Genomic DNA, 22,531 nt, shown 5'->3' on the forward strand with positions numbered 1-22,531 from the left:
AACCGCTTTTACCTCAGATGAAAAAGGCGATCGTTTATTTAATCTGTTGTTTTGCCGGCTATGGTTTCACCGCTTGCTCACCGCAGCTTCCCGACGAAGTGGAAGTGGCAATGGCGGAGTTGCCGGACAAACTGGATTACAACCGCCATGTAAAACCGGTTCTTTCAGATAAATGCTTTGCCTGCCACGGGCCTGATAAGGCCAAGCAAAAAGGCGGTTTGCGACTGGACCTTCCCGGGTCCGCCTACGAAAAAATCTCCAAAACATCCGGCCGGGCAGCGATTGAGCCGGGCGATCTCGCTGATAGTGAATTCTTTCACCGCATTATCTCCGCTGATCCTGAGTATGTAATGCCCACTCCGGAGTCGCACCTTTCGCTTTCGGCGAATGAGAAAGCAGTACTGATCAAGTGGATCAGGGATGGTGCCGTATACCAGCCGCATTGGGCATTTGTGAAGCCCGAAAAATCGGAGGTACCTGCTACCCAATGGACAAATCTTGCCGTTAACCCGATCGATCATTTCATTTTTAAAAAACTGGAAGAAGAAAAGCTGCAACCTTCCGCACAGACAGGTAAGGAGATGCTGCTGAGGAGAGTATCCCTTGACCTGACCGGCCTGCCGCCGACTTTGGAAGAAATGGATCGTTTTTTGAAAGATAATACCGCCAATGCATATGAGAAACAGGTCGACAGGCTGATTGCGTCTCCCCATTATGGTGAAAAAATGGCCGTAGACTGGCTCGACCTCGCACGTTTTGCAGACTCGCACGGGTATACGGTGGACAGGCTGCGGGATATGTCGCCGTACCGTGACTGGGTGATTGGCGCATTCAACAGGAACATGCATTATGATCAGTTTATCGCCTGGCAGCTCGCCGGTGACTTAATGCCGAATCCAACAAAAGATATGCGGATTGCGACCGCATTCAATCGGAACCACCAGCAGAATATGGAAGGCGGGATCATTGAAGAAGAATTTCAGACGGAGTATGTGGTTGATCGTACCAACACTTTCGGAGATGCATTCCTCGGGCTTTCGGTGAGCTGCGCCAAGTGCCACGATCACAAATACGATCCCGTTTCGCAGAAAAACTACTACGAACTTTTCAGCTTCTTCAATAATGTAAAAGAGGCAGGACAAATTTCCTGGGACGACGCCCTGCCCACTCCTACTCTGCTGCTGCCTAGTCCACAGCAGGAAAAAGTGCTGGCATTTATCAAAACCCGGATCAAACAATCGGAAGACAGCCTGAAACAAACAGAAGCGAAGGCTGATGTTGATTTTGATCAATGGATATCAAAGGGCGCATACCGCAAACTTTCTAAACAAACTATCCCTCAAACCGGTCTGCAAGCTCAGTTCTCGTTTGACAATGGCACGTTGAAGGATGCCATTAACCCGAAAAATGCAGGTACCATGAAACGCGAATCAGGTAGCCCGGCGGGAGAACCTGAGTTTACAGATACGCCCGGCGGCAAAGCCTTGCATTTGAATGGGGATGTGTACCTGGACCTGGGACAGGCTGGTGTTTTCAGGAAATCAGAACCTTTCAGCATTGGTATCCGCGTGTTCATTCCGGGAGATCTGAAAGAGGGCGTCATATTCCATAAAAGTCAGGCCGAGCGGCTCTATAACTTCCGCGGCTACCATTTATACCTCAAAAATGACCAACTGGAAATTAACATGGCGCACACTGCTCCTTCCGACGCGATTACCAGGATTTCAAAGCAGCCGGTCACCCGCAACAAATGGATCCATTTAACAATGCAATACGATGGTTCGTCGCGGGCAGCGGGTTTCAGGCTTTTCCAGGACGGAACAGAGCTGGCAATGGAAACAACAATGGACCAGCTTACAAAAGATATTTTGTTCAAATCGGCGGTTCAGCCGGGTTTGCAGATCGGTGCCTGGTGGCGCGGCTTTGGATTGACAGGCGGACAGGTTGACAACATTACAGTTTACAATCGCGCATTAACTCCCTTTGAAATCGCTGTTCTTGCTCAAAAAGCATCCTGGAAACAGCTCGCGGCCAGGTTGCCCTCACAGCTATCAGCCGACGAAAAGCAGATCCTGAAAAGCTATTACCTGGCAGCAGAAAGCAAGGAAGCTGCCGCAATGCGCGCGTCATTGCAGCAAAACCGCACCTTGCTGTCCGATTCACTCGAAAATGTACCTGAGCTGATGGTAATGGAGGAAATGCCGAAACCTAAGCAGGCGCGGGTGCTGCTCAGGGGGAATTACGATGCGCCCGGCGAAAAAGTGTACCCTGCTACTCCTGCCTCTATTCTCGCATTCCCCAAACATTTACCCAAAAACCGGTACGGACTCGCACAGTGGCTGGTAGCGCCGGAACACCCGCTTACCGCCCGCGTGGCAGTAAACAGGCTCTGGCAAAACTTCTTTGGCACTGGTCTGGTGAAAACCACCGAAGATTTCGGCAACCAGGGAGAAATGCCCAGCCACCCCGAGCTGCTCGACTGGCTGGCAGTGACTTTCCGGGAATCCGGCTGGGATATGAAAAAGCTGAACAAGCTGATCGTCATGTCGGCTAGTTACCGCCAGGATTCGCGCGTGAGTCGCGAGGTAAAAGAGCGGGATCCCGACAACCGGCTGCTTGCCCGGGGACCTTCCAACAGAATGTCGGCAGAAATGATCCGCGACAATGCGCTGCTTGCGAGCGGATTATTAAACAGGAAAATTGGCGGTAAAAGCATTAAACCCTATCAGCCAGAAGGTTTGTGGTCCATTAACAGCAGCAATTATGTACCCGATTCCGGCGATGCAGTTTACCGCCGGAGCTTATATGTGATTGTGAAACGCTCGGTACCACATCCCGCGCTATCCACCTTCGACGCCACCTCGCGCAGCTTTTGCGTAGTAAGAAGACAGAAAACCAACACCCCATTGCAGGCACTGGTCACATTGAACGACCCGACATTTGTGGAAGCATGTAAGGTTCTGGGCGAACAAATGACCAGAATAGCCGACCCAAAAGCTGCCATAACCATTGCATACCGCAAGCTGACCGGCAAAATGCCTCCGCCGAAGGAACTGGACCTGCTGATCGCACTCCAAAAATTGCAAAGAGAAAAGTTTGACAAATACCCTGAAAAGGCACAAGGCTGGCTTGGAAGCGGTCAATACAGGGTTACGATGAAAATGGAGCCGGCGATGGTGGCAGCCAACAGCGTGGTAGCAAGTACAATTCTCAATTCTGACGCCAGTTTAACCAAAAGATAAGCGATGTCACACCACCATGAAGACGAATTCCGGCTGCATTCACCAGACTTTGATGCCTTGCACCACAAGCTGGATCGCAGGCGGTTTTTAACCAAAACTTCCCTGGGATTAGGTGCATTGGCAATGGGCTCACTCTTCGGACTAAGGAAGGTAACTGGCTCAGGAAGTCGGAATGCGACAGGCGGGACCGATCTGGAAGCGGACATTCTCAAAGCTTTGCCGCACATTGCCCCAAAAGCCAAACGCGTCGTTTACCTTTTTATGAGCGGCGGCCCGTCGCAGTTTGAAACATTTGATTATAAACCGAAACTGGTGAACCTGGCCGGTCAGGATTTGCCTGATTCTGTCAGAAAAGGCCAGCGGCTTACGGGCATGAGCGCCAGCCAGAGTGCATTGCCGATGGTACCGTCGATCTATCAATTCAATCAGCACGGAAAAAACGATACCTGGGTAAGTGAGCTGCTGCCCTACACCGCCCAGGTTGTCGATGATCTTTGCATTGTGAAATCGATTTATTCCGAGGCGATCAACCATGATCCGGCGATTACATTTTTTCAAACAGGAAACCAGCTTCCCGGCCGGCCTTCGATCGGCTCGTGGGTAAGCTACGGGCTGGGTTCGGACAATCACAATTTGCCTACATTCATTGTCCTCGTCTCCAAAAACGCGCCCAAAGACCAGCCGCTCTATGCCCGGCTCTGGGGCAATGGGTTCCTGGAATCCAGGCACCAGGGAGTCCAGTTCAGGTCAGGTAAGGATCCGGTTTTGTTTTTGAACAATCCCGAGGGTTACGACGGTGCAGACCGCGCCGAAATGTTGCAATATTTAACCCAACTCAATCAACTTCAAAACGATTCCTACGGTGATCCTGAGATCGCGAACCGCATTGCCCAATATGAAATGGCATTCAGAATGCAGACTTCGGTGCCGGAGGTGATGGATACCAGCCAGGAGCCCGACGAAGTGTTCGATCTTTATGGTCCTGACAGCCGGGATGCGGGTACTTATGCGGCCAATTGCATTCTGGCAAGAAAGCTGCTGGAAAAGGATGTAAAGTTTGTACAGCTTTATCACCAGGGCTGGGACCAGCACGGCGGCTTACCAAAAGGGATAGCCAAGCAATGCAAAGACACCGACCAGGCCACTGCCGCATTGATAATCGACCTGAAAAGACGCGGCTTGCTGGATGATACACTGGTGATCTGGGGAGGAGAATTCGGGCGGACAGTATACTCGCAGGGCAAACTGACCGCAGATGATTACGGCCGCGACCATCACCCGAGGTGCTTTACCATGTGGATGGCGGGCGCCGGCGTGAAGGCTGGTCTGAGCTATGGAGAAACGGACGATTTCAGCTACAACATCGTGAAAGATCCGGTGCATGTACACGATTTTCACGCCACCTTAATGCATTTGATGGGCGTAGACCACGAGCGGCTTACCTATAAATTCCAGGGCCGCCGCTTCCGGCTGACCGACGTGCACGGAAATCTGGTAAAAGCGATCCTGGCATGACAGGTATTCCGGCCGATTTTTCGTCTTATCCATATATTAGGCTCGCGCCGCTACTTTATACATCCCGACTTTGAAGAAAATACTCAGACATGCGCTGCTTGTTTCCGCAACCCTGGTCGCTGCCCAGGCTGTTTACGCGCAGCAGGCCAATGTAAACCTGGATTTTAATCCGCAAAAAAACACACAAAACCTGGTGCCTTACGGTGGCAGCGTGATTTCGCCCGAGGTGCACGATGATCACACGATCACGTTCAGGCTCAAAGCACCGGAGGCGCAGAAGGTCGCACTTACCGGCGGACCGATTTTGCTGGCACTGAAATCGAAGGACCCGATCCCTTTTATCAAAGACCGTGAAGGCAACTGGTCGCTCACGGTAGGTCCGGTGACGCCGAATATTTATGTATACCGGATCTTGCTCGACGGAGTGCCGGTTGTTGACCCCAATAATACACTGACTGGCAGCGCAAATCAGCCGGGGTACAGTAATGTGGTAGTGCACGACAGCAAACCTGCCTATTACGATGCACAAAAGGTGCCGCACGGAAGTGTAACGCGCCACATTTACCATTCGGATGTACTTAATGGCGAGCGTGAAATGTTCGTGTATACTCCGCCGGGCTACGATCCGAAGAAGAAGTACCCGGTATTGTACCTGCTCGGCGGAAGCGGCGAGCTTGCCAATGGATGGGAGCTCGACGGTCGAGCCAACTTCATAGCGGACAACCTCTTAGCAGCAGGAAAGATCACGCCGATGATTATCGCAATGCCCAATAACCAGGTGCTGCACCGCTCTGACCCGCAGCATTTACAGAAAACTTACCAGCTTTTTGAGGATGAATTGAGAAAGCAGATCATACCATTTGTTGATTCGCATTATAGTACGGTTAAAGACAGGAAATCGCGTGCTATCTCGGGACTATCAATGGGCGGCCGGCATACGCAGGCAGTCGGCTTCAATGCGATTGATCTGTTTAGTTCGTTTGGTATCCTGAGTGCGGGAGACCTGGAACCTGAAAAGCTGAATCCGGCCTTTTTCAATGATCCAAAAATCAAAGACAAAGTGGATTACCTGCTGGTGGGTCTGGGAAGCGGCGAACTGGATTTCGTTGGGAAAAGATCAGCAGCAACGCACGCGGCGCTCGACAAAATCGGCGTAAAACACGAGTATTTCATTGGCGGCGAAGGCGCGCACGACTGGGGTACCTGGCGGATGCTCCTGCACGACAAGCTGCTGCCCAATTTATGGAAAAAGAAACCCTGAACGGTAAAAACAGAAATGGCATACTTCAATATTGATGCGGAAAAAGCCCGGACATTTGATGCAATCGTGGTTGGAACGGGCATTAGCGGCGGCTGGGCTGCCAAAGAATTAACTCAAAAAGGCTTGAAAACGCTGGTGCTGGAACGAGGGCAGGATGTAAAGCACATTGTCGACTACCCTACTACCAATATGCTTCCCTGGGAATTTGAGCACCGGGGTCAGCCTTCGCTGGCGATACGTGAAGCCAATCCGATTGCCAGCAAACATTATATTTTCAAAGAGGACGCCATGCATTTTGTTGTCAAAGATGCATTCCACCCTTATGTGCAGGAAAAACCTTTCGACTGGATGCGCGGCTACCAGGTAGGCGGCCGGTCGCTGTTGTGGGCAAGACAAACGCAGCGCTGGTCGGATTACGATTTTGAAGGTCCCGCCCGCGACGGTTTTGGGATCGACTGGCCGATCAGGTACAAGGATATTGCTCCCTGGTACAGCTACGTAGAGAAATTTGCAGGTATTTCGGGAAACAAAGACGGGCTCCCGCAGTTACCTGATGGTGAATTTCTTCCGCCGCACGAAATGAGCTGCGTTGAAAAGCATTTCACTGATCAAACTGCCAAAAACTATAAGAATACGCGACCAATTATCATTGGCAGAGCAGCACACATCACTGATCCGCAGCCTGTACACCTGGAACAAGGCCGGGCAAAATGCCAGCACAGGAACATGTGTCAGCGCGGCTGCCCGTTTGGAGGGTATTTCAGTACAAACTCTTCTACTTTACCCTGGGCTGAAAAGACGGGGAACCTCACGCTCCGGCCGCATTCGGTGGTGCATTCGGTTATTTATGACGAGAAGAAAAAAAGAGCTACCGGCGTGCGGGTGGTAGATGCGATCACCAAGGAAATGAGCGAATACTATGCAAAAGTGATTTTCATCAATGCGTCTGCCATTAACTCCAACCTGATCCTGCTCAACTCCCGGTCGAGCCGCTTTCCCGATGGACTCGGAAACGACAGCGGTACGCTGGGTAAATACATTGGTTTTCACAATTACCGCGGCCGGGTCAGTGCCGAGTTCGACGGGTTTCACGATCGTACCACCGACGGCCGCCGCCCGAATGGCGCTTACATTCCAAGATTCAGGAACGTTTTCAAACAGGAAACAGACTTCCTCCGCGGCTATGCAGTTTCCATGAGCGCGTCGAAAATGGGCAATGCCAACAATGGTATTGGTGAAGATCTGAAAGCGAGCCTCTTTGCGCCGGACGAGAGCGGTTGGAGCATCGGTACTCAGATGATGGGAGAAACGCTGCCGAAAGAAAGCAATATGATCAGTCTGCACCCGACGCTCACCGATGCCTGGGGTATCCCACAGCTACGGATGTCAGTCGCATTCGATGAGAACGACATGAAAATGGTTCAGGATTTTTATACCGAGCTGAGTGAAATGTTGTCTAAAGCAGGATTTACAAACATCAAAACAGCAGATACAAAACGAAACCCGGGCAGTGAAAACCACGAAATGGGCGGCATCCGAATGGGCAACGACCCAAAAACATCCATGCTCAACAAATGGAACCAGCTACACCATTGTCCAAACGTAATCGTCACCGACGGCGGCTGCATGACCTCAACCTCCACCCAAAACCCCTCCCTAACCTACATGGCACTGACCGCGAGGGCGGTGGATCATTATTTGAAAGGCTGAGTCTTCGACTGCGCTCAGACTGACAAGTGCTCCTATTTGTCACCCTGAGCGCACCGGGCCGCCGGGCGGTCGAAGGGCATGGCGCACGCTCCCTTCGACCCGCTCAAATTCAAAGTTACCTTTGATATACTTATTCAAAAAAGTACCCTTGGATGTGGTGGCCTTCATGGCCTGGTACACTTCCAGGGGTACTTTTTTATAGTCGTAGACCATCCCGGAAACGTAGGTGATCCTGAGTGTTTCCGTATCTCCGTCATAGCTGTATGATGAAACGACCGAGGATGGCATCTTGCATTATTTGTTAAATTCGTCCAGTCTGGCGCGCAGGTCTTCTACCGGTTTTGAAGATACATTCGAGCTTCTGAAGACCGTTCCTGCGTCCTTCCAATCGTCATAAAATTCATTGTTGGCTTTGGTATCTACTGCCAATGCAGCTCCGTTGATCGTGATTCCGGCAAACAATCCTTTGCTTCTCGAATAGGAATACACTTCCGCTTCCAGCTTGTAATCTGTCTGCGCAGAGGAGCTTCTCCCCATGGGCCCGGCTGCTACCGAAAGATCTCCGCCAAGTGTAAAACTTCCTTTCCCGATTTCAAGCAATGTTTTACTGTTCTTGAATACGAGTACCAGATCCACAGCCTGCACGCCGATCTGCGCACCGATACTTCCGCCGGTAATGGTGATAAACACAGGATCGCTCCATTCCCCATTCTCCTTTTTCACCATTGCCACGCCGCGGCCGTACTTACCGCCCACCATCAATCCTGCATTGATCATCTTAGGTATAATGATTACACCCTTTGAAATATTCAGCAACTGTGCGGGTATGTTCTCCTGCATCTCATTAAAATCATCCAAAACAGCAGTAGCAGCAACCAGCTTTTCTTCTTCTTTGGCCTGCGCCATTACAACTGTGTTTGCAAAAACACCTGACAGCAATAAAATCGCGATCAATCTTCCTTTCAATTCTGCAATGAACATGGTTAAAATAATTAGTGGATTGTGAGTAATTGTCTATAAAGTATCGTGCCGTAAATGCGCGTTTTCACATTTCCAGCCGCTGCGGCCGTCCTGTTTGTCATACTTTATTCATTTTCGACCGGATTAACGTATAGTAATGCGTTATATGATATATTGGTACGATTTTGTTGATTTAAATAAACTGAAACACCATTTTCAATCTTACGCTACTATTATGGATGCCAAAGCAATCAGCCTCAATGAACAGGAAGTAAAACCTGTTGTAGACCTGCTCAATGATTACCTCGCCAACTACCACATTCACTACCAGAAACTGCGTGGATGCCACTGGAATATAAAGGGTCAGAACTTTTTTACACTGCATGTAAAATTTGAAGAGCTCTATACAAATGCACAGCTGACGATCGACGAGATTGCAGAACGTGTACTTACACTCGGAAAGGCGCCGCACAGTCGTTTTGCGGATTATATCAATGAATCGCAGATCAAGGAGATCAATACTATCGGAATGCAGGACCTGGCTATGGTGGACGCGATCCTGGACGATATGGCGAAGCTGATCGAGCTGGAACGCGAGCTGCTCGAAGCTACTTCGCAGGCTGGTGACGACGGTTCCAATGATATGGTCAACCGTTTCATGCAGTTTAAAGAAAAGAATACCTGGATGCTGCGTTCTTTCGCAGGCAAAAAATAAAGTCAGGCCAACACCGATTTTACCAAAACCATCTGCCTTGCAGGTGGTTTTTTGCGTTTCTATGATTTACTTGTATTCGTCTTTAAAATCAAAACCATGCGCACTATACCACAACACCGGATCGGGAGATTCAGCTTGTTAGGAGCTGTCAAATTTGCACAGGACCCGCTGCACTTTCTGCGGCAAGGTTTCGATCAGTGTGGCGATACTTTCAGGATCAGGCTCTTCCGTGAGTTTGTGATCAGCCGTGATCCCGGATTTTTCAAACACATTCTGCAGCAGCATAATAAAGATTTCAAGAAAGGAAGCTCTTCCAAAATGCTGCAGCCCGTGCTTGGCAATGGACTGGTCACGAGCGAAGGCGATTTCTGGCTGCGGCAGCGGCGACTGGTTCAGCCTGCCTTTCACCGGGAGCGTTTACAGGAACTGTTCCTCTCGATGGGCGACCTCACAGCAGCTTTTCTGGACGATATGGAAGCGGTTCGCGGGAAAGAAGCCATTGATATTGATGCCAAAATGATGGCGATCACTTCGGATATCGCATTGAAGACGCTGTTTGGAAATATGACAAGCGAAGACAAAGCGCAGATTTACAAGCAGGTAACACGTACGCAGAAATACCTGGTGACCCGCGTGCGCCGGCCGTACCGCAGGCCATTAATGGCGATCAACGGGGAAGATAAGTACTTCCGTACCGACCTGGGCTACTTCAATAAGCTGATCTTTAATTTTATAGAGCAAAGAAGAAAGTCGGGCGACGCGCCTAATGATCTACTTCAACTCCTGCTGGACAGTACCGACGAAGATACTGGCGAGCAAATGAACGATCAGCAGATCCGCGACGAGGCGATCACCATGTTTGCAGCCGGCCACGAAACCTCGGCGACCGGCCTGAGCTGGCTCTTGTGGGAGCTATCCAAACAACCTGCTATCACCAGCCGGATCAGGGAAGAAAGTGATATTTTTGACAATGTGCCTACTTTCGAGCAGCTGATGCGCATGCCTTATACCCGGCAGGTTGTCGAAGAAGGGCTCCGGATGTACCCGCCCGCCTGGACCATGACACGGGAGGCGGTGATCAACAGCGATATCGAAGGGTACCACATTCCCAAAGGCACCTCCGTGTTTTTGTCCGTTTTCGAGCTGCACCGGAACCCGCATTTATGGGAAAATCCTTCTGTTTTCAATCCCGGCAATTTCAATGCTGAAAATGTAAAGAACCGGCCTAAATTCAACTATCTGCCCTTTGGAGCAGGTCCGCGGATATGTATCGGACAGCAATTTGCGATGATGGAAATGCAGTTGCTGCTCGCCTCACTGGTCAAGCGTTTTACTTTTGAAAATGATCCTGCGCACACCGTCGGAATGCACCCCCAGATTGTTCTTAAATCCACAAATGGTATTAAATTGTACGTGAGATAAGTTCACTCCTACGCCTGTATGCACAACGATATCATTCTGTACCTTTCGCTCATTGTCATCATTTTGTTCCTGGTAATGCTGGCGCAGCGGATCAAGGTATCTTATCCGATCGTGCTTGTCCTTGGCGGACTGGTGCTCGGCTTTGTTCCCGGCATTCCGCAGATTGACATCAATCCCGACCTGATCTTCCTAATCTTTTTGCCTCCGCTGCTTTTTGAAGCCGCGTGGCAAACTTCCTGGAAAGACTTCTGGAAATGGCGGCGCGTAATTGGCTCTTTTGCATTCGGTATAGTCATTTTCACCTCCTGCGTAATCGCATTTGTCTCCAAAGCCATTATCCCGGGCTTTACACTTGCACTTGGTTTTCTACTCGGCGGCATTATCTCTCCGCCGGACGCAGTTGCGGCTACTTCCATTCTTAAAGATGTAAAAGTATCCAAACGACTGATTGCGATCGTGGAAGGCGAGAGCCTGCTCAATGATGCTTCCAGCCTTATCGTATTCCGGTTTGCACTGGCTGCCATCATCACCGGCCAGTTTGTCCTGGCAGAAGCTGTGACAAGTTTTTTCCTGGTCATAATCATGGGTTTTGCTATCGGTATCGGCATTGCATTGCTGTTCTACGCAATCCATCGGTGGATGCCCACAACGCCAAGTATCGACACCATCCTGACTTTCGTGGCTCCCTATACCATGTACATCGTGGCGGAAGAATTTCACTATTCAGGTGTGATTGCGGTGGTAACCGGCGGCTTGTTCCTGTCCGACAGGAGTCACAGCATTTTAAGCCACCTGAGCCGCATTCAGGGAGTTAATGTGTGGAGTACGGTCGGGTTTGTGCTCAACGGAATCGTATTCATGCTCATCGGACTCGAACTGCCGATTATCATAGAACAGCTGGGAGATACTTCGCTTTTTGACGCCATCAAATACGGATTGATTATTTCCCTTGTCGTCATCATCACACGCATTATCAGCACGTTGGGCGCGTCTGTGTTTACCGTTTTTATCAGCAGATTCATCCGAACAGCGGACAGCAGTCCCGGCTGGCGGGCGCCGCTTGCTTTCGGGTGGACAGGAATGCGCGGCGTAGTTTCATTAGCTGCCGCATTGTCCATTCCGCATTTGATTAATGGCGGGCAACCGTTCCCGCAACGCAACCTGATCCTCTTTATTACGTTCGTGGTAATCATGGTAACGCTTGTTTTTCAGGGACTAACGCTGCCGTGGGTGATCAAAATGCTGAATATCGAAGAAATGGACTACGATGTTACCGTTCAGGAACAGGATGTGCTGATCCGGCGTAAACTTGCGCAGGAAGCGCTCAGCCTGATCAATGAACAGTATGCAGACGTGGTGCCCCACAACGAGCTGCTGCAAAGCCTGAAATACAAACTCGAAAGTGATATCGGATTTTTAAATCACGTAAGAGAAAGTGACCCGCAGCATTCCGGCCACGATTATGTGACGCAATACCAGTCGATCAGCAAAGAAATCCTGGAAAGAAAAAGGGAGCTGCTACACAAATTCAACAAGAAGGCGATGTTTGAGGAAGAGGTGGTAAGGCAGCACCTGGCGCAGCTGGATCTGGAAGAAGAAAAAGTAAGGCAGCAATTCCTCCATATGGAATAATGCCGCCCTTTGTTATACCCTGCCCTGCCCGTGAATGGGATAAACGGAAGATACCATTTTCTGTCGCCCCGATTTCCTGTCAAAGAAGTAATCAAGCCTTCCGAGATTAATTCCTGCAAATCCGACCTGATTGATTGTGGTCGGCTTTCCGTCGAGGTTCATCACCGCTTCGGGCGTTTTCATGAAAGTGTGCGTATGGCCACCAATAATCAGGTCAATGTTCCTCGTCGATCGGGCCAGGATCAAGTCCGACACTTTATCATCGCGGTACTTATATCCCAAATGCGACAAACAAACCACGAGATCGCATTTAAGCTCATTTCTCAGCAAGCTGGCGGTTTCATTGGCTTTGGCAATTGGATCCAGGTACTGCGTTTCCAGGTAATTCTTTTTGTTGACCAAACCATGCAGCTGGATACCCAAACCAAATACACCCACCTTGATACCCTGCTTTTTAAATACCTGATAAGGCCGCGTTTTGTCTTGCAGCTCAGTATTCTCAAAATTGTAGTTGCTTACCAGGAACGGAAAGTTGGCGTGCGGGAGCTGTTTCGCAAAACCGGCTATCCCGTTGTCGAAATCGTGGTTCCCCATGGTGGCCGCGTCGTAGCCCATCCGGCTCATTGCTACCATCTCTACCTCACCTCCGTATAAATTGAAATACGGTGTTCCCTGAAAAATATCGCCTGCGTCAAGCAGCAGCACGTTGGGCTGTTCCTTTCTGATCTTTGTGATCAAAGCGGACCGTCTGGCTACGCCGCCGAGTCCCTGGTTACGCGAGCCGTCCATTGGGAATGGTTCAATCTGGCTGTGCACATCGTTAGTGTGCAATATCGTAAGCTGAACCGTAGCATCTTTCCCGAAGGCAGTTAAAGGCGCAGATCCCAACCCCATGAATGCAGCCGCACCCAGACTTTTTCGCAAAAACTCCCTCCTGCTATTCGTTGACAATCGTGATTCTTCCATCGAGTTGGGCATTGATTTTCTTTCCCTGCCGGGTTAGTTCATTGATATAATCCAATAATGCATCGCGAACTTTCCTGCCGATATCTCTTCGCTCTACTCCCTTTTTAAGAAAGTCCAGTTCATCTCCGCCGTCGGCCAGGTAGTCGTAAGTGACCAGTACGTAGCTTTTGTTTTTGTCCAGAGGCTGTCCCGCAATCTCGATATCAACTGCTTTTCCATTCCGGATCTTCATCCGCATTCCCGAGACTGGTTGTCCGTTTTTCTTTGCCACGAAATCAGCCAGCTCCTGCACATTATCCCCATTCAGTTTCAGGACAACGATTTCATTTTCAAATGGCATCAACTCGAAAACATTGGAAACGGTAATATCGCCTTTTGGCCAGGTAGTCCGCAGACCGCCTTTTGTCGCGAGTGCAAACTGTATCGAGGGTTCGCGTTTCAAGCCTTCCGTCAGCATAAAGTCGGCGAAGAAGTTGCCGAGGAGCGTTTCCGGGTTTCCCGGCTTGGTAAGTGCCTGCTCCGTTTGCCCGATCACGCGGCTCATTTCAGCCTGCATTTTCTGTTTGTAAGGAAGGTAGTACTTCACCATCGAGGAGTCCTCGGCGGTCTGCTGATCAATGCTGTATTGTTTGTAGTCATTGCTGGAAACAGCAAGCTGCTTCTGGCAGGAAGCGAGGAGAAGCGTAGTCAGGAGCAGGATAAAAATACCTTTTCCTTTTTGAATAAAGGGAGTCATAACAACCATTTGTTACCTAAAAATAGCACGGAAAGTCCAAACAAATAGCGGCCGGACCGAATAGTTGTAACACTATTTCCTGGCCCGGCCGCTATTTGTCTTGTTATCAATGCAATTTCAATCCTTACCAACCCTGATTCTGCTGCAAATTCGGGTTTGCGTCGATCTGGGATTGTGGGATCGGGTAAATTTCAAGGCGCTCCGAATATGGGATCAGAATGTTGTCCACGATCTGATCTTCGGTCATTGCCGCTATTTCCTCTTTCAATGTTCCCCAGCGGCGGATATCGTACACCGTGTTGAACTCTCCGCTTAGTTCCAGCCGGCGTTCACGACGGATTGCCGCCCGCATTTCGGCCACGGTGCCCGCCCGCAAGGCAGTAGCTTTGGCCCTGGCACGAACCCGGTTAACAAGCGGCAGCGCCTGCGCGCTTTTGCCCGTTTCATTCAATGCTTCCGCAAGCATCAGCAGTACATCAGGAAAACGCATTTCAATCAAATCAGTGCTGTACCCCTGCACGGCAGAGCCGGCAGGACGTGCAACCCGCGCCAGCTTTCCGTAAGCAATTCCATACTTGAAATCATCGTGAGCGAAAGATGCATTGGTTCTTTTCACCACATAATTACCAAGTGTTGGGTTATAGATAATGCTGTCGCCCGGCTCCGCTCCCGCCCTGGCTGTGCCCTGGAATGTATACCTCGGAACCGTCGTAAAATCGCGTCGCTGATCTGTTTTTTCAAACAATTGATAAAAGCTGTAAGTCAGTCCGTAGTTGGTTTGTTCATCTCCATTTACCAATCCGGAAGGAAAAAGATTGAAAGGGAGGATACTTCCGTTCGGCTGTGAAGAATTGATAAAGTAGCCGAAGGAAAGTACGATTTCACGGTTGCGCTCATTGTCAAGCGAGAAAACATCCGTAAAGTCTGGTAGCAGCTCAAAATCATATTTTTCCTCATTCTCCGGTCCCACAAGCTGGCTGAGCATATCAACGGCTTTCTGATAATTTTCTGTCCGGTTCAATGGGCGGCCTGCCATTTGAAGGTACACTTTACCCAGCATTGCTTTGGCTGTTCCTGCCGACACGCGCCCCAGCTCAGCTCCTCCTCTCGAATCAGGTAGGTTTGCTTCGGCAAATGTGAGATCTGCGAGAATGGCGTCATAAACTGCCACATCGGTTGACTTGGGCGCAAATATCAGGTCTTCATCTTCCAGCGACTTGATTTCATCCAGAATCAGCGGCACACCGCCAAACAGCCTTACCAGATGAAAATACGCGTAAGCTCTTAGAAAACGAGCTTCGGCAATGTACGGATCGGCCTCTTCCTCTTCGCCCGGAACTGCCATTTTTGCATTCGCAATAACGGTATTAGCGCGGAAAATGATCTTGTAAAAACGGCTCCATACCGACTCGAATGCGGGTGAAGTCGCATTGTGCCCAAACCTGTAATAAGGGTCTGCGCCTGAGCCAAGGATACCTGCCGTAGCATAGCGGTGCCCCGATTCGGTCAGGTTGAAACGGTTGCTGATGTCCCCGAAATCAGGCGCTGTATAGGCGTGGTAAATGCCGATTGTCGCCTGATTCAGGCCGTCTTCATCTTTGAACACAACTTCCTTGCTCAGCGACGAATATGGAGATTCTTCCAGATTCCCTTTGCAGGAAGCGAGCATCGTCAGCAAGGCCAGGACTGAAATCTTTATATGACTTTTCATAAGCTTTTGTCGGATTAGAAATTGCATGAGATACCGATGGTGTAGGAACGCTGCGTCGGATAGGCGCCATAATCAATCCCCTGCTGCAGCAGTGACTGTGCGTAGGAGCTTACCTCGGGATCAAAGCCTGTGTATTTGGTTAAAGTCCAGAGGTTGGTACCTGTTACAAATAGCCGCGGATTCTGAATGGGGCCAAGTCGCGGGAATGTGTACGAAAGACTCAGCATTTTAAGCCGCACAAAACTTCCGTCTTCCAGCATCGTGGAATTGATATCGCCTGACGCAATACCTCTTTGGATACCCGGATACTTGGGATCGTTGTGAGGATTAGCTTCGGTGTATCTTTTGTTAAACCAATCCTCCGACTGGTTGAAGCCGACGCCACTGTACTCCACTACCCCATTCATAATGTAGAAGTTGGTGAGGTTCAGCACATCATTACCGACAGAACCCGTAAACAATGCATTCACTGCCAGGTTCTTCCAGGTCAGATCGTATGTCCAGCCGAAAGTGAAGTCGGGATTGGACTTACCTAACACCACGCGATCGTCCGCAGTGATGATGTTGTCTTTGTTTGTGTCGTCGTAAATCCATGCGCCGTATATCGGGGTACCTGTGCTTCCAGCAGGCCGCGGGCCTTCGAATGTGGCGAAGGTAGGATTTCCGCTGGCGTCGTAGTCGGTGGTTTGCGTCAGGCCGGCGACTTTATACCCGAAAAACCGCCCTACTTCTTTTCCCGGCGTGAGGATACCGGATACACCGCCGAGCAAGTTTCCATTCAAACTCACATAATCAGACTGGGTCCGCTCTCCCAGATCCACCAGGGTATTTACATTCCTCGAAATGTTCAGCCTCGTTGAGAAGGTTACATTCTTTTTCTGAATGATATTACCCGTGATACTCAGCTCAAAACCCCGGTTACGCATGGTACCGTAGTTGTCGATGATCGTACTTACGCCCGCCTGTGTCGGTACCCTTCTGGGTTGCAGCAGGTCGGAGGTAACCTTGTTATAGTAATCAAAGCTGAAAACGAGCCGGTCTTTGGCGGTGTTAAAATCAAAACCCAGGTTAAGCTGGCGCGTTCTTTCCCACGAAAGGTTCGGGTTTGCAATGGTATTCGGGAAAATACCTGTTCCTATAACGGCCCCATCTCCCTGCGGACCCATTTCATAGAACCCGCTTGAATATTGCGATAGCGAGGAATAGGGAGCAATCGCCTGACTTCCTGTTTCACCCCACGAACCTCTGAGCTTGGTATTGGACACGAAAGTAACTCCTTTCATAAACTCTTCCTGATCGAGGTTCCAGGCCAGCGCGACGGATGGAAACACACCATATTTATTGTTCGCCGCGAATGCAGAAGCGCCGTCGATCCGCACCGAACTATTCAGTACATACCGCCCCTTGAAAGAGTAGTTGGCACGCAGAAAGCCCGATTGCAGAATGCGTTTTTCCTTGAATGATCCAATCGCCTGAGACTGGGCACTACCGATGTTATCAATCCCGAAAAAAGGTATATCATAACCGGTTGCATTGGTGTTGACGATTTCAACAGTTTGGTCGTTATATTCCACACCAAGGGTTGTATTCAGATAATGATCCTTTTTGAACGTTTTCTCATACTGCATATAGGCGTTTACGTTGTAGCTGTATGTGTTCGAAGTATTGTTGCTTCCCTTTCCTTTTACCGGGTTTCCTTCTGCTGTAGTTGGAGGAAGAAACACCTTCCGGCGCGTCAGGTTCTGGTTTCCGGCGAGGCTCACGACCAGGCTGAACCCGTCTGTCAGCTTGAAGAAGTTCTCGATATTCAGGATCGAGTAGTCGCTTTGCGTCACGTCCGTTTTTGCAGTAAGCTCATTCACCGGATTGGAAAAGTAGTAGCCCGAATAGTTGGGAATACCCATACTGTTATTTCCAAGATAATCCAGCTCCAACGTAGGCGCAGCACGCAGTCCGTCCATTAAACCACCCGAGCTTGGCCAGGCGCGCGAAGCAGTAACCGCGCGATTGGTCTTCTGGCGGCTGAATGAAACCTGTCCTTTTACAGTATACCAGTCATTGATTTCATTGTTAAGATTGACGCGCAAACTTGCCCGGTTGTTATCAGAATTGATAATCGTACCTTTTTCCTGTAAATAATTTCCGGAAATGTAGTAGGAAGATTTCGGACTGCCTCCCGACAAGCTGAGTGTTACATCTTCTCGGAAGCTGGGTTGTGTGATGGCGGCAACCCAGTCGGTATTCGTCATCGCACTGTCGAGATTTGCGAAAGGTGCATTGCGGCCTGTCAGCAGGTAACTCTCGTTGATCACCTGTGCATATTGTCTCGAATTCATCATTTTGATCGGGTTTGAAACCGAGCCGAATGAAGTTTTATTAACCAGCTCCACGCGACCTTCACCCCGCCTGCCTGATTTTGTAGTGATCAAAACCACCCCGTTTGCTCCACGCGAACCGTAGATAGCTGTTGCAGAGGCATCTTTGAGGATCTCCATACTTTCGATATCATTGGGGTTGATACCGTAAAGACCGTTTTGCGAAGTAGCGCCGGTGAAATTGGCCCCTGCTTCGCGGTAAGGAGGCATAGGAAAACCGTCGATTACATAAAGCGGCTCATTATTACCGCTGAGTGAGTTGTTACCCCTGATCCGCACAACCGTAGCTGCGCCGGGTTCGCCCGAAGTTTCGGTTACCTGCACGCCGGTAGCTCGTCCCTGTATCGCCTGGTCCACCGTGTTGATCACAGCCGACTTATATTCCGTACCCGACACCCTGGAAGTTGAACTCGCAAGGTCGCGTTTGCTTTGCGCACCATAACCCACAACCACTACCTCTTTCAAAGCTTTTGCCTCGGGCAGAAGCTGCACATTGAATGTAGTCTGGTTGCCGATCGGCGTTTCTTTCTTGGTAAAACCTACGAAGCTGTACACCAGCGTACCACCATTTGCGGGCACTTTCATCTGAAATGAACCGTCGGGTTCCGTGATCGCCTGGATCTGTGTTCCTTTCACCAAAACGGCCACTCCGGGCATTCCTGAGCCTTTTTCATCTACTACCTTCCCTTTAATGGACCTGGCATCCGGGCCAAGTTCCTGGGACGCCGGGCTGGCGATAGCTGAGTCGGCGGGCTGTGCCGCAGGTTGACCGGGCTGTGCGGCGGGTTGTGCCGGCTGCGCAGCTTGTTGTACCGGTTGTGTTGCAGGCTGGCTTTTTGTTCCGAGGCTATCCGGGCGTGCCGGTGCGGCGGTGGAGTCGGTCAATGCAGCTGCTTTTTTGGTCGTATCGGGTGGTGTTGTTGGCTTAACCAGCGGATCAAAACTCTGTGAAGATTTGGCAGGCGCTGTCGCCGGCTTGTTTGCTGAGTCAGCGGGTATCTTTGGTTTTGGGAGGGTATCAGCGGCCGGCCTGGTTACCGGTTGCGGGATGGTAGAATCCGGCTTTGCTTTTCGGCTTGTGTCTGGAGTAACCTGTTGTGCGTGAGTGTTGTTGACCTTGAATAAAAACAACAGCAGGCAAACCAAACCGATCCTCAGAAAAATGAACGTGCCCATAGCGGAGCTACGCCCACTTAATCGTCGAGTTCTTTGCATATTGATCTTTGGCTAGGTGAGAGGACATTGTCCTTTTTGTTTGAGTTACCTAGCCGAGGGCAAAAATCGTACCGCTATGTTCCCGGCGGTTATAAAAATGCATTTCCCGGCAGCTGGGCGCTATTTTAAAAAGATCCTTAAAAACCTTCCATTTGCTAACTGTTGCTGCTATATGCAACACCTTTTCTCACTGTCGCATTAGGCTGTCGGTATGTATTTTGTACATTGGGAAATAATGGCGAAAGCCAACTCATTAATTTTTGGAAACAATAAGCTTCCGATTACATTTGCTAAACTCCCATGGTTCGTTTGGGACTATATTGCTTTTTTGTAAAAGGAGTTCAAGAAAACAGCTTCGAAATGCGCCAGGAACAACTGCTTACCGCCGACTATATTGATTCTCAGATAGGAAATGTAATTGAATATTACGTTCGCTGGGAGTTTGAAGAAGACCCTTTCTACGGGAAAGCCAGAATTAAAGGACTGGTGGACGATGATTCGGGAGGATTAAAAATCATTTGCGACATCATTGAAGGAAGTGACCTGGAAGTGGCCTACGAAGAAGAGGAGATCTTCATGCTGTCGGACAATCACCCCATTTACACAGGTACCCTTCCCGAAATTTACTCGGCCAACTGGGTAAGTACCGACGGAAAGAAAAAGAAGCAGATCTTTATCGCCCCTGAAAATGAGAATGCGAGAGATTTTGCGATTTCTCAGACAAACAGCAAGGTGATCGTCAAGAGGATATATTAATTCGGAAGATAACAATGCACGAAAGGCGCGGCAATTGATGCCGCGCCTTTCGTTTTTTTATTCTTTTACAATCTTTTTCGTCAACACCCGATCTTCAAATTCAGCTTTGATAATGTACAACCCTGAGGAATAATTCGTCAGATTGAAATCATACACATTTGTAGCGACCTCTCCGGTAACCAGTCGCTCCGCTACTTTCTGACCTGCTGCATTGTACACGGCGACTGATTTCAAACCAACCGGATGCGGGTAAAACTGAACGGAGAAAATGCCCGTTGTAGGGTTCGGTGAAACCAGGAAGCCTGCCTCTTTCAGATTCGGGTTGATAGTCACTGTGCGTACATTGACATCGTCGAGATAAATATCATTTTCATTTCCATTGCTGTTCAGAAATGCGATCAGTATCTCACCCTGGCCGATAAATTCGCTGATATCAATTTCTTCCCGCCTCCATTCATTCGCCGCGGGCGTAAATGCAATGCGGGTAGCTGCATTTCTGGTCACCAGACTTGACCCCCACTTCCTGTAAACACTCCGGTAAGTCTGTCCGCAATCCGTGCTGACCAGTACCTGCAAAGTGTCCCATACGTTGCTTTGAACCGACGGGTTCGTGTAAGTTGCCGCAGCCAGCTGGAAGGAAACGAACGCAGAGTCGGTACCTGCGATGTTCACTGTCGGCAGGCGCAGGTAGTCGCGTTGTCCGATCGCATCATTGTTAAAATTGGAAATACGAACCGATGCACTGCCGGTTTTTGCTGCCGCATTTGTTTTCTCCCAGGTTGATCCATTATCCGCATTCACGATATCCCAGCCGCGCGGCGGGAAAAGACTTTCGAAACTCTCGCTGATCGGAGGAGTGAAAGGTTCGTAGTAAATGAAGTCGAGCGACAATGCATCGTTGGATGTATCTTCATCCTCTGCTCCGTTCGGATTCGATGTTGAAATGGTCAGCACGTGATTACCTTCGCCGGTTGTCAGTGCTGAAAGCGTCACGGTTGCTTGCTCATAGGTATCCAGTGAGCCTGTCCAGCGATAGGTCTGCGGGGTTCCGTTGTCGATTACCGCACTGATAGTTAACGACGTAAGCGTTTCACTTCCCCTGTTTTCAATAATAATGCGTGGAGTAAATGTGTTGGTACAAATGCGCTGGTCAGGCTGTGTGATCGACTGAATGGATGCGTCTTTGGCTTTCAGATTAACCGGCGTACAACCATTGGATTCGGCCAGCAATGCACGGTAAGTTTCAAAAGCCGATTCCATTCTCACAACCTGCTGATTGGTAAACATCAGCAAACAAGCATCCGGTGTGTAATCCATGTAATTCTGGTACATAATGCCCGGAGCCGACGGTGTGCATTGATCAGTCACAATGCCGCTTCTGCATGTATTGGTACTCCCCGACTGGTTTGGTGTATCGGCTACCTCATCACTTCCCGAGCAGGAATCGTTATCATCACCCCAGATGTGGTACAGGTTGAAATAGTGGCCCAGCTCGTGTGTTAGTGTTTTTCCCTGGTTATACCCGGTAGTTACCCCGCCCGGCAAAGAACCGTAATCCACCACCACACCTTGTTCATCTTTAACTCCGTCATCGGGAAAAGTAGCATAGCCCAGGGTGGAATTGGACAGATCACATATCCATATATTAAGGTACTTGTCCGTGTCCCATGCGTCCGCCCCACCCGATTCGGCGTGTTTGACAAGATTGGTTGTATAGTCAAAAGTGGACCGGTTGGTTGTATAACGTACAATTCCATTCGCAGGCAGATTATCGGGCGTGCGCTGCGCAAGGCAGAACTTGATTCCCGATTGTCCGAAGAGCGAGCGAAAATGAGCAGGAATGCGGCTTGCTCCCGCATTCAGGCCGGCATAATCTTTATTGATCGTGTCCAGCTGCGCCTGGATCTGCGCGTCGGTTACCTGCGACTGCCGGCTGAGAACAACATGAAAAACGACGGGTATAGTCACTTCGGAGGTAGTCCGCATTGACTTTCCCGATTGAATTCGGGCATTTATGATTTGTTTCAACCGGGCTTCCCGCTGGTCAAACATCACCTTCAATGCAGGCTGTGCAGTAAAACGCTGGTTAAGCAGCTCCATGGTCCCGCATCTTTCCTGGGCGGCGACGGGTACCATGATAATTGAAAAAAGCAGGCAAAACAGGTACGTAATCCGGGGTATAAAATATTGCATTGAGTGTTAGAGGAACGTTGGCGAATGTTGGGCCCGGCATTCAGGCACAAAGTCTTAATGGATTACGAAAAATATTTAGCGAACGATGCGAATTGTAAAACATTTAATTTGTTTTTAACATT

Annotated in this window: 15 protein-coding genes; 8 read left to right on the forward strand and 7 right to left on the reverse strand. The window is 49.7% G+C overall.

What is annotated here, in order from left to right; genetic code table 11:
* Window positions 1-17: 17 nt before the first annotated feature.
* The 4 genes from ASG33_RS19925 (at window position 18) to ASG33_RS19940 (ending at window position 7,728) form a co-directional block, all read left to right on the forward strand.
* On the forward strand, window positions 18-3,242 hold the full coding sequence (locus tag ASG33_RS19925) for a DUF1553 domain-containing protein (protein ID WP_056289518.1): 3,225 nt from the start codon (window positions 18-20) through the stop codon (window positions 3,240-3,242).
* Between the two features lie 3 nt (window positions 3,243-3,245).
* Complete coding sequence (locus tag ASG33_RS19930; protein ID WP_056289520.1) at window positions 3,246-4,757, forward strand: DUF1501 domain-containing protein; 1,512 nt, start codon at window positions 3,246-3,248, stop codon at window positions 4,755-4,757.
* Window positions 4,758-4,827: 70 nt separating this feature from the next.
* Window positions 4,828-6,018, forward strand: a complete 1,191-nt coding sequence (locus tag ASG33_RS19935; RefSeq protein WP_056289524.1) for an esterase — start codon at window positions 4,828-4,830, stop codon at window positions 6,016-6,018.
* A 15-nt stretch (window positions 6,019-6,033) separates the two neighbouring features.
* Complete coding sequence (locus tag ASG33_RS19940; RefSeq protein ID WP_056289526.1) at window positions 6,034-7,728, forward strand: GMC oxidoreductase; 1,695 nt, start codon at window positions 6,034-6,036, stop codon at window positions 7,726-7,728.
* Window positions 7,729-7,767: 39 nt separating this feature from the next.
* Here the strand turns inward: ASG33_RS19940 and ASG33_RS19945 are convergent, their stop codons facing one another.
* Entirely contained in the window at window positions 7,768-8,016 is a 249-nt protein-coding gene (locus ASG33_RS19945; protein WP_056289534.1) for a KTSC domain-containing protein, read from the reverse strand.
* Window positions 8,017-8,022: 6 nt separating this feature from the next.
* Window positions 8,023-8,709, reverse strand: coding sequence for a lipid-binding SYLF domain-containing protein (locus tag ASG33_RS19950; RefSeq protein ID WP_056289539.1), 687 nt, complete (start codon window positions 8,707-8,709; stop codon window positions 8,023-8,025).
* Between the two features lie 214 nt (window positions 8,710-8,923).
* Here ASG33_RS19950 and ASG33_RS19955 point away from each other — a divergent pair, with 214 nt between their 5' ends.
* From ASG33_RS19955 to ASG33_RS19965, 3 genes are all read left to right on the forward strand, one after another.
* The gene (locus tag ASG33_RS19955; RefSeq protein ID WP_056290541.1) at window positions 8,924-9,403 is read left to right on the forward strand and encodes a Dps family protein; all 480 of its coding nucleotides are present in this window, start codon (window positions 8,924-8,926) and stop codon (window positions 9,401-9,403) included.
* A 96-nt stretch (window positions 9,404-9,499) separates the two neighbouring features.
* Window positions 9,500-10,825, forward strand: coding sequence for a cytochrome P450 (locus ASG33_RS19960; protein WP_056289542.1), 1,326 nt, complete (start codon window positions 9,500-9,502; stop codon window positions 10,823-10,825).
* 18 nt (window positions 10,826-10,843) lie between these two features.
* Window positions 10,844-12,457 carry a Na+/H+ antiporter gene (locus tag ASG33_RS19965; RefSeq protein ID WP_056289548.1) on the forward strand — a complete coding sequence of 538 codons (1,614 nt, stop codon included), beginning with the start codon at window positions 10,844-10,846 and terminating at the stop codon, window positions 12,455-12,457.
* A 12-nt stretch (window positions 12,458-12,469) separates the two neighbouring features.
* Here the strand turns inward: ASG33_RS19965 and ASG33_RS19970 are convergent, their stop codons facing one another.
* The 4 genes from ASG33_RS19970 to ASG33_RS19985 all read right to left on the reverse strand — a co-directional run bounded on the left by ASG33_RS19970 (window position 12,470) and on the right by ASG33_RS19985 (window position 19,421).
* Window positions 12,470-13,423, reverse strand: a complete 954-nt coding sequence (locus ASG33_RS19970; protein ID WP_056290544.1) for a bifunctional UDP-sugar hydrolase/5'-nucleotidase — start codon at window positions 13,421-13,423, stop codon at window positions 12,470-12,472.
* Complete coding sequence (locus ASG33_RS19975; RefSeq protein WP_229238754.1) at window positions 13,395-14,159, reverse strand: 5'-nucleotidase C-terminal domain-containing protein; 765 nt, start codon at window positions 14,157-14,159, stop codon at window positions 13,395-13,397. Before ASG33_RS19975 ends, ASG33_RS19970 begins: the two co-directional genes overlap by 29 nt.
* Before the next feature lie 124 nt (window positions 14,160-14,283).
* Window positions 14,284-15,870 (reverse strand): RagB/SusD family nutrient uptake outer membrane protein, encoded by a 1,587-nt coding sequence (locus ASG33_RS19980; protein ID WP_056289552.1) that lies wholly within the window; start codon window positions 15,868-15,870, stop codon window positions 14,284-14,286.
* A gap of 14 nt (window positions 15,871-15,884) precedes the next feature.
* Window positions 15,885-19,421, reverse strand: a complete 3,537-nt coding sequence (locus tag ASG33_RS19985; protein WP_229238755.1) for a SusC/RagA family TonB-linked outer membrane protein — start codon at window positions 19,419-19,421, stop codon at window positions 15,885-15,887.
* Between the two features lie 399 nt (window positions 19,422-19,820).
* Between ASG33_RS19985 and ASG33_RS19990 the strand changes: the two genes are divergently transcribed.
* Window positions 19,821-20,216: a hypothetical protein gene (locus ASG33_RS19990; RefSeq protein WP_056289558.1), complete on the forward strand. Its 396-nt coding sequence runs from the start codon at window positions 19,821-19,823 to the stop codon at window positions 20,214-20,216.
* A gap of 57 nt (window positions 20,217-20,273) precedes the next feature.
* On the opposite strand, the gene ASG33_RS19995 is transcribed toward ASG33_RS19990, so the two are convergent.
* Window positions 20,274-22,409 carry a M43 family zinc metalloprotease gene (locus tag ASG33_RS19995; protein ID WP_082489334.1) on the reverse strand — a complete coding sequence of 712 codons (2,136 nt, stop codon included), beginning with the start codon at window positions 22,407-22,409 and terminating at the stop codon, window positions 20,274-20,276.
* Between the last annotated feature and the right edge of the window lie 122 nt (window positions 22,410-22,531).

It is taken from the genome of Dyadobacter sp. Leaf189 (genome assembly GCF_001424405.1).
Taxonomy (GTDB): domain Bacteria; phylum Bacteroidota; class Bacteroidia; order Cytophagales; family Spirosomataceae; genus Dyadobacter.